This is a genomic window from Plesiocystis pacifica SIR-1 (assembly GCF_000170895.1).
GTDB classification, from domain to species: Bacteria; Myxococcota_A; Polyangia; order Nannocystales; family Nannocystaceae; genus Plesiocystis; species Plesiocystis pacifica.
The window spans coordinates 80,931-95,435 of sequence record NZ_ABCS01000017.1; the positions used below are offsets into that span (position 1 = coordinate 80,931).

The following is a 14,505-nucleotide window of genomic DNA, read 5'->3' on the forward strand; positions in this document are numbered from 1 at the left end:
CCTCGTGGGGCCGACTCTAACACGCGCACCCCTACGCCGAGCACGCAGGGGCAGCTGCGACGCGCACGTGCAAAATCGGGCCTCCCCCCAGACCCGCGGCAGGCCTGGGGAAATCCGACTACGGGACGACGTTGATCAGCTTGCCCGGCACGTAGATGACGCGCCTGGGCTCGGCGTCGCCGACGAAGCGCTCGACCGCGTCCGAGGCCATCGCCAGCTTGGTGATCGCCTCGCGGTCGGCCTTGGGGTCGAGGCTCGACGGGACCTGGAGTTCACCGCGCTTTTTGCCCTTGATCTGGATGACCAGGGTCCAGCTGTCCTCGACCAGGAGCGACTCGTCGGCCGCGGGCCAGGGCGCGTAGGTCAGCGAGCTCTCGTGGCCGAGGGCGCGCCAGAACTCCTCCGCGAGGTGGGGCGCAAAGGGCGCTAGCAGCACGGAGAAGGTCTCCGCCGCGGCCTTCCCCAGGCGCGCGCCGCCCTTTTCGACGTCGCGCACGAACACCATGAGCGAGCTGATCGCGGTGTTGAAGCTCATGCGTTCGATGCGCTCGCTGACCTCGGAGATCGTCCGATGGAGCAAGCGGCGCTGGTCCTCCGTGCCTTCGCCCTCGGCGAACTCGCGCACCGCATCGGCCGCGCCGTCCTTGCCCTGCTCGAAGAACAGCCGGTAGGCCCGGGCGAGGAAGCGGAAGCAGCCGTTGACGCCCTCGGGCTGCCACGGCGCGCTGGCCTCGAGGGGACCCATGAACATCTCGTACAGGCGCATGGTGTCCGCGCCGTACTCGGCGATCACGTCGTCGGGGTTGATGACGTTGCCGCGGCTCTTGGACATCTTGTCCCACTGGATCGTCAGGGGCTCGCGGGTCTGCTTGTGGACGTACTCGACGTTCTCGCCCTCGCCGAGGGTCTCGATGTCGTCGGCGACGTAGATCCGCTTGACCTCACCCTTGGGTTGGCCCTGCTTGGGGACGTAGGTGGCCCCGAGGATCATCCCCTGGTTGACGAGCTTGTGGAAGGGCTCGCGGGTGCCGACGTGGCCCAGGTCGAACAGGACCTTGTGCCAAAAGCGGGCGTAGAGCAGGTGGAGCACGGCGTGCTCGGCCCCGCCGATGTAGAGGTCGACGGGCATCCAGTAGTCCTGGGCCTCGTCGGACCACGGCGCGTCGGCGTTGCGCGGGTCGCAAAAGCGCAGGTAGTACCAGCACGAGCCGGCCCACTGCGGCATGGTGTTGGTCTCGCGCCGGGAGCCGTCGGGCAGCTCGACCCAGGCGGTCGCCTTGGCCAGGGGCGGCTCGCCGGTCTCGGAGGGGTTGAAGTCCTCGACCTCGGGCAGCCCCACGGGCAGGTCCGCGGTCGGCACGGGCGCGACCTCGCTGCCCCCGTCTGGCGTGGGCTTGTGGACCAGGGGGAAGGGCTCGCCCCAGTAGCGCTGGCGCGAGAACAGCCAGTCGCGGAGCTTGTAGTTGACCCGCGCCTCGCCCTTGCCCTGCTCGGCCAGCCAGGCGGTGATCTTGGCCTTGGCCTCGGCCGTGGGCAGGCCGTCGATGAGCCCCGAGTTCACGGCCACGCCCTGCTCGGTGAAGGCCTCGGCCTGGACGTCGACCTCGCCGCCGCCGACTGGACCCACGACCTGCTTGATGGCGATGCCCATGGTCGTGGCGAAGGCGTGGTCGCGGGTGTCGTGGCCGGGGACGGCCATGATCGCGCCGGTGCCGTAGCCCATCAGCACGTAGTCGGCGATCCAGATCGGCACGGCCTCGCCGTTGACCGGGTTGATGGCATGGGCGCCCGTGAACACGCCGGTCTTCTCGCCCTCGGCCGAGGCCGCCTGGCGGTCGCGCTCGGTCCGGCGCGCGGTCGCCTCGACGTAGGCCTGGACCGCCTCGCGCTGGGCGTCCGTGGCCAGGCGCGCGACCAGGGGGTGCTCGGGGGCGAGGACCATGTAGGTCGCGCCAAACAAGGTGTCCGGGCGGGTCGTGAACACGCGCAGGCGGCCCTCTTCGCCCTCGATGCCCTGGACCTGGAAGTCGACCTCGGCGCCCTCGGAGCGGCCGATCCAGTGGCGCTGCATCTCGAGCACGCTGTTGGGCCAGTCGAGGCCCTCGAGGTCGTCGATGAGGCGCTGGGCGTACTCGGTGATCCGCAGCATCCACTGCTTCATGGGCACGCGGATGACCTCGTTGCCGGCCTCGACCTGCTCGGCGACCTCTTCGTTGGCGAGCACGATGCGCAGCGCCGGGCACCAGTTGACCGGCGCCTCGTGGAGGTAGGCCAGGCGCCGCGCGTCTCGGTAGGCGCGCACGGCCGCGGGGCCCTCGGCCTCGACCTCGGTGGGGATCGCCAGCTCGGCGATGGGCCGGGCCTTGCCGGCCTCGCGGTCGTAGAAGGCGCCCCACAGCTGCAGGAAGATCCACTGGGTCCACTTGAAGTAGCCCGGATCCGTGGTCGCGATCTCCCGGGACCAGTCGTAGCTAAAGCCCAGCATCTTGAGCTGGCGCTTGAAGTTGGCGATGCACTCGTCGGTGCGCACGGCCGGGTGCGTGCCGGTCTTCATCGCGTAGCGCTCGGCCGGCAGGCCGAAGCTGTCCCAGCCCATGGGGTGGAGGACGTTGAAGCCCTTCATCCGCTTGTAGCGGGCGATGATGTCCGTCGCCGTGTAGCCCTCGGGGTGGCCCACGTGCAGACCGCTCCCGCTCGGGTAGGGGAACATGTCGAGGACGTAGTACTTGGGCTTGCTCCGATCGACCTTCGCCTCAAAGGTCTCGTGCTCGTCCCAGTAGGCCTGCCAGCGGGCCTCGATCGCGGCGTGGTCGTAGGGCATGTCGGACCGGACGCTACGGTCTTTTTTGGGGGCTGGCTAGTGCCCCCAGCCCGCCGGGCTCAGAGCGTCCCGGTGAGCGTGCAGGCCGCGGTCTCGGGCTCGAGGGTGATCACCGCTGTGGACTCGAGATCGGCCTTGGCCACCGGGGTGTTGGTCATCCCCGAGACCGCCAGGCAGGCCCCGGCGTCCTCGCTGCCCCCCGCCGTGGGCCGCAGCCGCGTCTCCCAGCGCCCGGTCTGCGCCACCGTCACCGACCACTCCTGGGCCCCCGAGAGCTCGGCGCAGGTCCGGCTCGTCCCGGTGACCCACGGCGGGTTCGCGGGGGCGGTGCAGGGCAGCGGCGGGTCGAAGCAGTCGACGCGCCGGGTGACGATCTCCAGGCCCTCGACGCCGTCGGTGCACAAGCTCGCGGCGTCGGTGGTGATCGCCAAGCTCGCGCTCTCGCCGACCTCGCCGCCGCTCTCGCCCGCCTCGTCCTCGCCCCCGCCCTCGTCCGAGCAGGCCCCGAGGCCGAGACCCAGCGCCAGGACACAGGCCGCGCGCAGGAGGGTGTGGGATCGCTTCGTGCCGAGGCGACGCATGGCGGGAGCATACAGCAGCCGCCCCGCGCTATCGTCGACGGCGATGACGGACGAGGCCAAGCCCAAAAAAGGTGAGATGTACGTATTCGGCGGAGTCGAGGTCGTCCCCGCCGAGACGGGGCGCTGGCTCGGCCGCGATCCCGGGGTCACGCGCAGCGGCGGCGAGGGTCGGGCCGTCGGCGGAGGCGGGTCGTCCCGCGGAGGCATCGGCGTGCACGCGGTCGACACCGAGCAGCTCAGCGACAGCCTCGTCGGCTTCATCGACAACGTCCGCGACATGCTCGCCAAGGTCTCGCAGACCGCCGGGGAGTTCCGCGTCGAGAAGGTCGAGGTCGCGGCGCAGATCAACGCCTCGGGCAAGGTCGGCTTCCTCGGCTCGGGGGCCGAAGCCTCGGGCGGCGCGAGCCTCAAGATCGTGCTCGAGCGCAAGAAGGACGACGCGGCCAAGTGAGCAACCGAGTCGTGGACGTGGGGCAGGGAGGGCGTGGCGTCGTCCACGACGGCTAAAATCGTCAGCGACTGTGGATCCATCCACAGTCGCTGAGTTCGAACTCGCTCGCTGGTTCCAACACGCCTCCCCATCGCCGGGTCGGTCCATTTCCAGTCCCCTTGCGATCGCGCCGAGGGTCGATGACGCGCCCGCGTCGCGACCACACGCGCTCGTTGCTGCGCTTCGCTTGACGCTGCGGCGAATGCGAATCAGGAACCTAGTCCGAGGGTGACTGAGCGTGCATCGAAAGCGGAGGGAGTGGCCCTTCGCCGGTGCTCGACATCGCCCTCGGGGACTCCCTCGACGATTGGAAAAGCATGCAGACTCGGACCCGACTCCTCTCCTTGAACATCCTCGTACTCGCCTCCGTGGCTGCCCTGGCGGCCTGTTCCGACGACGCCCCGGGCGACACCAGCGGGGGCGAAGACGATGCGACCGACACCGTCGGTGACGCGGACACCGAATCCACGGACGACGAGGTCGGGACCTCCTCGGACTCGACGGACACCACCGACTCGACGGACGCGACCGACACCACCGACACCACCGACGCCACGGACACGACCGACACCACGGACACGACCGACACCACGGACACGACCGACACCACCGACGGCACCGACACCACTGACGGCACCGACACCGTCGCCACCGAGACCGACACCACCGACGGTGGCGGCCTGTGTGGGGACGGCATCCTCGACGACAACGAGGTCTGCGACGACGGGGTCAACGACGGCTCCTACGGCGGCTGCAACTCGGACTGCCAGTCCCTCGCGGCCTTTTGCGGCGACGCGGAGATCAACGGCCCCGAGGAGTGCGACGACGCCAACGACGACCTCGCCGACGGCTGCCTGTCCAACTGCCTCGTCCCCCAGACCTGCCTCGAGATCCTCGACTTCGACGCTGCCGCCACCGACGGCCTCTACATGGTCGGCCCCAAGGGCCCCGAGAACGTGTTCATGGCCGACTGCGACATGACCACGGACGGCGGCGGGTGGACCGGCTTCGGCCACGGGAACACCTGCAACGGCGACCTCGACAGCGCGCTCACGGCCGTCGAGGCGGCCCCCGAGGAGGGCGTCGATGCCGAGTGTCGGCCCTTCACCACGGACACCAACGGCGCCCACACCTACACCTGGGACATCGAGTTCCCCCCGGGCTTCGACGAGTTCTACCTCGGCGACTACGTGACCAAGGCCCGCGCCCTGGCCCCCGACACCAGCGAGATCAACGCGGGCGTGTTCGTGCAGTCGAGCTGGGACGACGCCCACGGCAACACGGCCCGCGGCGACGTCTCCTTTGGCAGCGCCGACGAGCCCGGCCCCGCGACCAGCTACGCGGCCGAGGGCGCCAACTTCGAGTGCGTCGAGTGCGAGGAGGCCTTCCCCACGGGCGACACTCCCTTCCAGCTCCAGGCCACCAGCACCACCTTGCGCATCGGCTGGGGCGAAGGCGGCAGCCAGGACGAGGGCTGGTTCCCGTGGTGGTCGGGCGTGATCTTCGTCCGCTGATCGCCCGGGCGCGCGAGCGCCTACGATGAAGCCGAGCTCCAGCGCGCCCACGCGCGCTGGAGCTCGCGCGGTTGCGCCTCCCCAGGCTCGGGGCGCCAATAGAGCATCTCCACGCTGTCCTTGCGATCCAGCGCGAACGCGGGGGCATCTTCGCAGCGGTGGACGATGATCCAACGCGAAGCCGGGTAGTCCCACAGGGCCAGCCGGGCGGCCTTGCGGACCTCGCCCCAGTCGCGCCCATGGTTCACGAGCGTCCCCACCTCCATCCCGCCGACGAGCCAGGCCTGCTCGTCGGCGCTCTTGCGGTAGTCCGCCCCCGCACGCGCGCGAAAGCCCAGCGGCCGCTCGCCCGCCGCCGAGGCCTCCTGCTCCAGGCCCATGCTCCCAGCCAGCAGCTCGAGCAAGACCAGGTGGGCGAGCTCGGACCACAGCCGCGCCTCGTCGACGTGGGCGTAGGCGCCCGCGAAGGCCTCGGGACGGAGCACGCCCCCGCGACCACGGACGCTGCGCAGCTCCAGCAGGCGGCGCGCCCAGTCTGGCGCGGCCTGGGGGCGCAGGTTGGTCCGCCCGAGGACCTCGCCCTCGAGGGCGCGCTCCCAACCAAGACGCGTACCGCTGCGGGACACCTCGCGCACGCGCTCGCGGCAGGCCGCGACCCAGGGCTCGCGCATCGCCTCCAACACCCGAGCCCGCCGCGAGCCCAGGTGCCGGCGCTGGCTCGCGTTGAGCAGGGCGCGGCTGTCGAACAGCGCGCGCACGCCCTGCGCCCCGTGCTCGAGGCCGTCGAGGGTCGAGAGCAGGAGCAAGTTCTCCGGCGCGAGCATGCTCCGCTCCCCGTGGCTGCACACGAAGCGAGGGCCACCAGGACGCGGACCCGAGAGGTTGCGGCGCACGGTCTGAGGCCAGCGCACCGCCCCTCGCGGGCGCCCCCCGACCTCGACGATCCTGCGCCGGTGCAGGCGCCCCGGCTCGCGCAGCGCGGGCACGAGGCAGTCGTCGATGAGCGCGTGGACATCCCCCAGCAGCCTCGCCCACTGCCACAGCCCGTCGGCGAGGGCGTCGTCCTGGGCCCGCCCCGCGGTCAGGCTGCACGGACCCCGAACGACCCCGCCGACGCGCAGGCTGACCAGGGTCAGCACGATCTGCGCCGCGAGCTGCTCCCGGGTCCAGGCCATGTCAGCCCGCGCGTCCTCCCGCCAGCTCGCGCAGGCGCGCCACGAACAGCGCCGTGTCGTCGGCGAGCTCCCCCGGAGGCGGCTGAGTCAACCACGCAGGTCCCCCCGCTTCGGCCACGTTGCCCCCAGCCGGCTCTTTGGGCAGCGTCGACCACGGGGGCTCCGACCCCTCGGGCAGCTCACCCATCTGCGTCCAGATCGTCCGCGCCGCCCGCTCCAATGCGGGATCGCTCCCGAAGCCCTCCAGCTTCGCATGCGCGCCCCGAAGCCAGCCGGCGGGCGGCTCGGACAGCACCGCGGCGAGGGCCTCGAGCACGGGCGCGGGCTGGTTCTCGAACGCGGGCCCCCAGTTGTCGACCAGCGCCTCTCCGATCCACCGGTGGTTGACCGCGCTCGGCGGGGTCACGCCCTCGCTTCGATGGTGGCTCGTCACCAGCACGTAGATCAACACCTCGACGATCTGCGCCATGCCCATGGGGTGGAACCAGCGCACGCGCTCGACGATGGGGTCGAGGCGATCGGCGAGGGCCTCGAAGTTTTGGATGAAGGTCGCCTCCTGATCGACGATCGGGCGCATGACCGGGCGCTGCTCCAGCTGGGCCCTGAGCGCGCCGCGAACCTCCTCGGTCAGGCCGAGCCTTCCCGCCTCGAAGGCGGGGACCTCGACGAAGGCGAAGCGGCGCTTGAGCGCCTCGGAGAACTGAAAGAGCAGGCGTCGGTCGGCGGTGTTGGCCGTGCACAGCAAGCGGAAGTCGCCGGGGATCGGCACCTCGCGACCAGTCCTCGGGTCCTCGAGCTTGCCGCGGACCAGCGCGGTGAACAGCTCGCCGAAGGCCTGGTCGAGGTTGGCCCGGTTCATCTCGTCGATGATCAGCCAGGTCCCCCGGCCGCCTGCCCTTCGTCGGCGCACCGCGCCATCGACGGGCCAGTTCTTCTCGACCGCCGCGAGCACGCAGCCCGGGGCGACGCGGTAGCGGACGCCCTCCCCGCTCCCCTCGCCCGTCGCTGGCGCGAGGCCCCCGACGACCTCGTAGGTGGTCCAGTCGGGGTTGGCCGTCTCGACCTCGACGTCGTAACCGAGCACCTCGGCCAGGCGCTCGGCGAGGGTCGACTTCCCGGTCCCCGGCGGCCCGGTCAGCACGAGGTGGCGACCGGCGAGGAGGTGGTTGAGGCAGCGCTCGACCACGCCCGCGGGGAATACCAGGCCGCGCTCGACCCCCGCCTCGATCTGCGCGCAGCTGCGGGCCCCGAGGCTCAGGGGGTACTCGCCCTCGCAGTGGTCGCCGTCGAGGGGCACGGCCGCGTCGGCCTCGTCCCCAGCCAGACCCTGCCCCGCGCCCGAACTCGGCCCCTTCGACGGCCCGACCGGCCCCCCCTTCGAAGCGAGCGCGACCGCCCCCGATCCCACGGCGACGGCCCCTCGCAGCGCATCGATGAGCTCCTCGAGCCCACCGACGAGGCTCGGGAGCCCCTCCATGGTCTGGCCCATCGAGCTGACCAGCTCGCCGATGTCCGGACGCGCCGGCTCGGCGACGGCCCCCTGGACTCGAGCCGCGCCTTCTTCCAGACGACGCTGCAGCTTCGCAGGCAGGTCTCGATCCGAGCTGTCCCTGACCTCCCGCAGCAGCGAGCGCGTCAGTCGACGGAGCTCCGTCGCGTCCAGGGTCCGCGCCACGCTCGTCGGCCCGTCGATGATCGCGTAGACCCGCTCGGCGTCCTCCTCCTCGGCGGCCAGCTGCGCCCGAACCCGCTCGCGCTCGTCTCGGTTGGCCTCCTCCTGGTCAAACAGCGCAGCCGCGGGCGCGTGCAGCCACAGGGTCGCCAGAAACCACAGCGGCAGACCCTCGGCGCACAGCTGCCAGCGCGTGCGCTGGACCGCCTCGTCCACGGCCTCGCCCACGGCCAGGCGCTGGTAGAAGGTCTTGGCGAAGGCCACGGCCGTGATGTCGGGGATCTTGCCGTTCATCGCGACCACCGCCCCGACGCCCCCCCGGAGCAAGAGCTCGGCGATGCTCGCGACGGCGCCGAGGGTCACTGCGCCCGCGCAGGCGTTGAGCACCGCGAGCCTCGGCGGGCGCTCGACCGCCTCGCGCAGCGCCCCCGCGTCGAGGGGCTGGGCGGCCCCGAGCTCGTCGACGAGCAACAGCTGCCCCGTCTGGGCATGGCCGGCGAAGTGAAACAGATCCGCCTTCGCCAGGCCGTCGTAGAGCCTGGGGAGCGTCGTCTCGGTCTCGCGGGTCAGCGAGACCAGGCCGCGGCGCTCGAGCTCGTCGAAGATCCGATACTCGGGCAGCAGGTGCAGCGCCTCCATGTCGAGAGGCTCCGCCAGGGCCACGAACAACCGCGGGCGCCCCGGTCGACGCGGGGGCTCGGGTTGAGCCTCGAAGCCCGCCCGGCGCCGACACAGGCGCACCTGGGCGCTGCTTCCAAGGCGCCCCAGCTCGGGGTCCACGATGGCCTCCCAGCACGGATCGGCGACGGTGCACTGGCCCGCGGCATCGAGATCGTCAAACAGCTCGAGCACCAGGCGCAGGGGCGCGCCCGCCTCGCGCGCTGCCGTGAGCGCCTCGCCGTAGGCCTCCAGGCAGCTCGACTCGGCGAACAGCACCGCGAACAGCGAGCCACCGAGGGCGTCGAGGGTGGCCAACGAAGCCTTCCGGTCCAGGAAGTACTCGGTCGGCGGGAGCGGGTGCGAGGTGTCCGGCCAGTCCGTGTCCGCCTCCCGGCGCACGACGCAGCCTCCCTCTTTCCAGCTCAGCTGCAAGACCAGCTCGGGCATCTCGGGTGTCGGCGCAACTGGCTCTCGCTCCGCCTCCGCCGCTCGCTCCGCCTCCGCCGAGCCGCGGGTCGCCCACAGCACCAGGTCCACCGCGTGCGTCGGGATGGAGTAGGTCTCTCGCAGCCCGCGGAGCCCATAGACGTAGTCCCGAAACGCGCTGCCCCACTTGCGGCTCACCCGCGTGCCCGTCAGCGCCTCGAAGCCCGCGGCCAGACCCGCCGTGAGCGGCCAGTAGAGCTCGGGGTCGCGGGCGTGCAGCAGGGTCGTCGGGAACGAGCGCCCGGCCCCTCGCAGCGCGCGGTCCTTCCACAGCACGTCGAGCAGAGTGAACACGTCCGCGTCGGTCCGCGCCTGCCACAGCCGGGTCGTCCAGTGGTTCAGGGCCGGCAAGTCGGCCAAGAGCTCTCCGCCGACAGAGCCGGCGAAGGCCGGGGAGAAGCGGTTGCGCAGGTGCTTGCCGCTGACGCAGTCCGCGTTGAAGTAGCCGAACAGGGTCTCGAAGTCCTGGCGATCGAGGCGACACTCGCCGAAGGCCCGAATGTTGTCGTCGACCAGCGAGTGGGCGTTGACCATGGCCTGACGCCGGACCCGCTCCCGCTCGAGCGACCAGTCTGCCAGGGCCGCCTCGATGACGCGTTCGGCCGCGTCGAGCACCGCCGCCGGCCCGGACGCGTCCGATGGAGCCGCAGCCGCAGTCGCAGTCGCAGCCGCAGCCTCTTCCCCGACCCCCCGCAAGCCCTCCCGAATCCGCTCGGGATCCCGCGTCCGCAGCACCGAAGGCGAGACCAGCGTGATCCCGTTCTCGATCAAGTCCAAATGTTCGAGCGCGACCCGTCGCTTGCCCCACGGCTGGAGCAGGCCCTCGAGCCCCGCGTCGCCGATCTTGTTGTAGCTCAGGTCCAGCCGCCGAAGGTGCCCGAGCATGCCCGAGAGCGAGCGCGCCCCCTCCTCGCCGACCTGATTGACCGCGAGCTCCAGCTCCTGCAGCTTGTCGAGGTGTCCGGCGAAGGCCGCGGCCGCCTTGGGCCCGACATGGTTCCCCCCCAGCCGCAGAATCTCCAGCGCGCGCAGCTTGGCCAGCGCCGCCGCCCCCTCGTCGCCGAGCTGGCACACCGAGAGCTCGAGCTCGCGCAGCTTGGCCAGCTTGGCCAGCGCCACCGCGCCCTCGTCGAGGATCCGGTTGTGGCTCAGGACCAGCTCGCGCAGCTCGCCGAGCTTGCCCAGGGCCTGCGCGCCGATCGGGCCGATGCCGCAGCGATCGAGGTTGAGGACCTCGAGGGAGCGGAGCGAGGCGAGGATCTCCGCGCCGCGATCGCCGACGCCTTGATTGCTGCGCAGGCTCAGCTGGGTGAGCCCGCCGATCCAGCTCAGCGACTCGACCCCCGTCGCCGTGATCGCGTTGCGCGAGAGATCGAGGATCTGCAAGCCCGTCAGCTTGCTCAGCACCTCGACCATGGCGTCGTCGATGTCGAGGGCGACGAGGGCGAGGCGCTCGAGGCCCTGGCCGCGCTCGACGAGGGCCGCGAGCACGTCGGCGCCAAAGCCAGAGACGAAGCAGCGCTCGGGCGCCCAGTCCTGGCGCGACAGCCTCCCCCAGTGCTTGCTCCGCGACAGGATCGCCAGCTCGGTCCAGCCCTCCTCCGCCGCGCGCTCGAACACCTCGGCGAGCTGGCCCGCGTCGCTGAGCACCGAGGGCCAGCCCAAGGCTCTGCGCGGCGCGCCGTCCCGCTCCATCACGTGTTCAGCAGCCCCATCTGCCGAGCCGCGAGCTCCTTCATGATCTCCTCGGCCCCGCCGCCGATGCTCAGCACCTTGGTCTCGCGATAGATCCGCTCGCAGTGGGTCCCGACGATGTAGCCGGCGCCCCCGAGGATCTGCACGGCCTCCTTGGCGCACAGCTCGACGCACTGCGTCGCCAGGTTCTTGGCCATGCACACCTCGGCGATGGGCTGCTCGCCGCGATCGATGCGCCAGGCCAGGTCGTCGAGGACGCACTCGACGGCGCGGATCGAGGTCGCCATGTCGACGAGCTTGTGGCGCACGACCTGGTGGCGGACCAGCGGCTTGCCGAAGGTCTCGCGCTGCTGGGCCCAGTCCGCGGCCTCCTCGAAGCACAGCCGCGCGAAGCCCAGGGCCATGGCCGCGAGCATCATCCGCTCGTTGTTGAAGTTGACCATGATCCCCATGAAGCCGGCGTTCTCGAAGCCGATGAGGTTGCTGGCCGGGACCTCGACGTTGTCGAAGTAGATCGCCGCGGTGTCCGAGCAGTGCCAGCCCATCTTGTCGAGGGGCGCCCGGCTCACGCCCTCGGCGTCGCCGGGGATGGCCAGCAAGGAGACCCCGCCCATGCCCTCGCCGCCCGTGCGCACCGCCGTGGTCAGCCAGTCGGCCCGCACCCCCGAGGTGATGAAGGTCTTCGCGCCGTCGACGATGTAGCGGGCCTCGTCGCCCTCCCCCACCTTGCGCGCCTTGGTCTGGATGTTGGCGACGTCCGAGCCCCCCGACGGCTCGGTGACCGCCAAGGCGATGATCGCCTCGCCCGCGATCACCGGCGGGGCGATGCGCTCCTTGAGCGCCTCCGAGCCCAGGGCGATGATCGGCGGCAGGCCAATGCCGTGGCTCATCAACCCGGCGATCAGCCCCCCCGAGCCCGCGCGGGTCAGCTCCTCCGAGACCAGCAGGCGGCCGAAGGCGTCGGTCTGTGTGCCGCCGTAGGCCTCGGGGAAGCCCACGCCGAGCAGGCCGTGCTCACCGGCCTTTTGGTAGAGCTCGCGGGGGAAGGACTTGGCGGCCTCCCAGTCCGCGATGTTCGGGCTGATCTCGCGCTCGACGAAGGCGCGGATCGAATCGCGCAACACGCCGTGCTCCTCGGTCCATCCAGGGTGGCGCCGAGGGAAGCGAGGGATGGTCGACGACGAGCGCATGCGGCTCAAAGAGCAGCACGGATCCGCCGTCGCTGTCTACCGTCACCAAATTTCGCAGCGATCGGTCGGGTTCATGGGCGTGCCGGGCTCGCAGCTGAAGGCCTCGGCGAAGGCCGGCAGGTCGATGAGCGGGCCCATGGCGCGCCAACGCCCGGGGGAGTGGGGGTCGACCTGGCGGCGCCGCTCGGCCTCGGCCTCGGACGCGTGCTGGCACCAGTTTTGCCCCCACGCCACGAAGAACACCTGCTCGTTGGTCATGCCCTCGGCGACCGGCGCGGCCCCGGCCTCGCCCTGCTCCGCGGCCCAGGTCTGGTAGGCCATGTAGGCCTCCTTGACCCCGCCGATGTCCGCGATGTTCTCGCCCGCGGTCAGCTCGCCGCTGACCGCCGCCCCCGACTCGATGGTGTAGGCGTCGTACTGGCTGACCACGCAAGCGACGCGCTCCTCGAAGGCCTTGGACACCTGGGGCTCCCACCACTCGCGCAGCCGGCCGGTCGCGTCGTACTTGCGGCCCTGATCGTCGAAGCCGTGGGTCAGCTCGTGGCCGGCGACGGCCCCGATGCCGCCGAAGTTCATGACCATGGGCGCGCTCGCGTCGAAGAAGGGCGGCTGGAGGATGCCGGCCGGAAACGCGATCTCGTTGCCGGTGGGGTTGTAGTAGGCGTTGACCAGGGGCGCGGGCATGTGCCACTCGGCCTTGTCGACGGGCTCGTCGACCTGGCTGACCTGGTGCGCCGCGTGGGCGCGCTTTTCCGCCAGCACGTTGGCGAAGTGGCTCGCCCCGATCTCGACCTCGGCGTAGTCCTTCCACGCGTCGGGGTAGCCGATCTTCCGGCCCATGGCGGCGATCTTGTCCTTCGCGCGCCCGCGGGTGGTGTCGTCCATCCACTCGAGGGTCGGGAAGCTGGCCTCCATCGCCGCGTTGATCCGGTTGATCATGTCGTCGGCGATGGCCTTGCTGTCCCCGGGGAAGGCGTCGGCGACGTAGGCCTGGCCGATGAGGTCGGGCAGCGCCCACATCACCGAGTCGTTGCAGCGCTCCTCGAGGGGCGCCATCTCCTCGACGCCGAGGACGAGCTTGGCCAGGCCAAAGTTCGCGTCGACGAAGGTCGAGCTCAGGTCGTTGGCGGTGGCGTGGACCACCATCCAGCGCAGGTAAGCCTGGAGCTCGGGCAGCGGGCGGTCCTTGATCAGCTCGGCGACGGCGCCCATGTACTCGGGCGACTCCAGGTTGACGGACTTGGTCTCGGGCAGGCCGGCGGCCTGGAAGTAACCCTTCCAGTCGAGGCCCTTGGCGCGCCTTTTGAGGCCCTTGAAGCCCACCTTGTGGTAGTTGGCCTCGGAGTCCCGGCGCTGCACCGGCGTCAGCGAGGCCTCGGCCAGGGCGACCTCGATGGCGACCACGGCCTCGGCGTCGGCCTTGGCCTGGGCAGCCTCGACCCCCGAGAGGGTCAGCATTTCGGCGATGTGGGCCTCATAGGCGGCCAGCAGCGCGCGCCCGCCCTCCCCTTCGGCGCCCTCGGGGGGCAGATACATCGCGCGGCTGGGCAGGCCGAGGCCGGACTGCACGAAGATCGCCATGTTCATGTCCGGCGCGTCCATGTAGTCCGCGTCGACGCCGACCATGAAAAAGGGCGGCATGGCGGGCATGCCGAGCCAGCCGACGCGGCCCCACACCGTGGCGTGCAGCTCGCCCACCAGGGGCATGAGCGCTTTTTTGGACTTCAGCCCGTCGATCTTGGCGAGGATGGGCGCGAGCGGCTCGATGCCGGCGGCGTCCCGGGCCGCCATGTCCGTGCACGCGCCGTAGTAACCCCCGAGCTTTTGGGTCCCCGGGTCGAGGCCCGCCTCGCCAGCGGCGGCCTTCGCCGCGGCCGCGTCGAGGACCGACGCGAGGATGGCCCGGTTGTTGTCCTGGACCGTGTTGAAGCTGCGCCCGTAGCGGGGCTTGTCCGCCGGGCGGGGGTGGCTGTCGAGCCACCCGCCGCAGGCGTAGCGGTAGAAGTCCTGGCAGGGGTCGGCGTCGGCGTCGATCGACGCGACCAGACCCTCGATGCCGGTGCTCGGGACCTCCCCCGAGGGCTCCACTGCGACGTCGTCGACGTGGGCCGGCTCCGGCTGCGGGCTCGCGTCGGGCGTCGTCGAGTCTCCGGGCTTGCACGCGAGCGCGGCCAGGAGGGAGCAGCAGGTCAGGGGGAGCGCGGCGGAGCGGAGCATGTGC

At 71.2% G+C, this 14,505-nt stretch carries 8 protein-coding genes; 2 read left to right on the forward strand and 6 right to left on the reverse strand.

The genetic code is table 11. The features are described from left to right. Nucleotides 1-118: 118 nt before the first annotated feature. On the reverse strand, nucleotides 119-2,821 hold the full coding sequence (gene leuS, locus PPSIR1_RS11235) for a leucine--tRNA ligase (RefSeq protein WP_006971169.1): 2,703 nt from the start codon (nucleotides 2,819-2,821) through the stop codon (nucleotides 119-121). A gap of 59 nt (nucleotides 2,822-2,880) precedes the next feature. After that, the gene (locus PPSIR1_RS11240; protein WP_006971170.1) at nucleotides 2,881-3,402 is read right to left on the reverse strand and encodes a hypothetical protein; all 522 of its coding nucleotides are present in this window, start codon (nucleotides 3,400-3,402) and stop codon (nucleotides 2,881-2,883) included. Nucleotides 3,403-3,445: 43 nt separating this feature from the next. Between PPSIR1_RS11240 and PPSIR1_RS11245 the strand changes: the two genes are divergently transcribed. Beyond that, nucleotides 3,446-3,853 (forward strand): Pepco domain-containing protein, encoded by a 408-nt coding sequence (locus PPSIR1_RS11245; protein ID WP_006971171.1) that lies wholly within the window; start codon nucleotides 3,446-3,448, stop codon nucleotides 3,851-3,853. A 383-nt stretch (nucleotides 3,854-4,236) separates the two neighbouring features. After that, entirely contained in the window at nucleotides 4,237-5,406 is a 1,170-nt protein-coding gene (locus PPSIR1_RS11250; RefSeq protein ID WP_232296460.1) for a fibrinogen-like YCDxxxxGGGW domain-containing protein, read from the forward strand. Nucleotides 5,407-5,426: 20 nt separating this feature from the next. On the opposite strand, the gene PPSIR1_RS11255 is transcribed toward PPSIR1_RS11250, so the two are convergent. The 4 genes from PPSIR1_RS11255 to PPSIR1_RS11270 are packed head-to-tail and all read right to left on the reverse strand — an operon-like array spanning nucleotide 5,427 to nucleotide 14,501. Then, a complete protein-coding gene (locus PPSIR1_RS11255; protein WP_006971173.1) occupies nucleotides 5,427-6,581 on the reverse strand; it encodes a hypothetical protein in 1,155 nt (384 codons plus the stop codon). 1 nt (nucleotide 6,582) lies between these two features. Next, on the reverse strand, nucleotides 6,583-11,094 hold the full coding sequence (locus tag PPSIR1_RS11260) for an AAA family ATPase (protein ID WP_006971174.1): 4,512 nt from the start codon (nucleotides 11,092-11,094) through the stop codon (nucleotides 6,583-6,585). Beyond that, nucleotides 11,094-12,284, reverse strand: a complete 1,191-nt coding sequence (locus PPSIR1_RS11265; RefSeq protein ID WP_045115807.1) for an acyl-CoA dehydrogenase family protein — start codon at nucleotides 12,282-12,284, stop codon at nucleotides 11,094-11,096. The genes PPSIR1_RS11260 and PPSIR1_RS11265 overlap by 1 nt, the downstream gene beginning before the upstream one ends. A gap of 42 nt (nucleotides 12,285-12,326) precedes the next feature. Continuing rightward, nucleotides 12,327-14,501, reverse strand: a complete 2,175-nt coding sequence (locus PPSIR1_RS11270) for a M13 family metallopeptidase (protein WP_006971176.1) — start codon at nucleotides 14,499-14,501, stop codon at nucleotides 12,327-12,329. Nucleotides 14,502-14,505 lie beyond the last annotated feature (4 nt).

Excerpts from the sequence above, each read along its gene's own strand:
- PPSIR1_RS11240 (WP_006971170.1), bottom strand. The coding sequence starts at position 3,402 with ATGCGTCGCCTCGGCACGAAGCGATCCCACACCCTCCTGCGCGCGGCC.
- PPSIR1_RS11265 (WP_045115807.1), bottom strand. The coding sequence starts at position 12,284 with ATGCGCTCGTCGTCGACCATCCCTCGCTTCCCTCGGCGCCACCCTGGA.
- PPSIR1_RS11260 (WP_006971174.1), bottom strand. The coding sequence starts at position 11,094 with ATGGAGCGGGACGGCGCGCCGCGCAGAGCCTTGGGCTGGCCCTCGGTG.
- PPSIR1_RS11255 (WP_006971173.1), bottom strand. The coding sequence starts at position 6,581 with ATGGCCTGGACCCGGGAGCAGCTCGCGGCGCAGATCGTGCTGACCCTG.
- PPSIR1_RS11270 (WP_006971176.1), bottom strand. The coding sequence starts at position 14,501 with ATGCTCCGCTCCGCCGCGCTCCCCCTGACCTGCTGCTCCCTCCTGGCC.
- PPSIR1_RS11245 (WP_006971171.1), top strand. The coding sequence starts at position 3,446 with ATGACGGACGAGGCCAAGCCCAAAAAAGGTGAGATGTACGTATTCGGC.
- leuS (WP_006971169.1), bottom strand. The coding sequence starts at position 2,821 with ATGCCCTACGACCACGCCGCGATCGAGGCCCGCTGGCAGGCCTACTGG.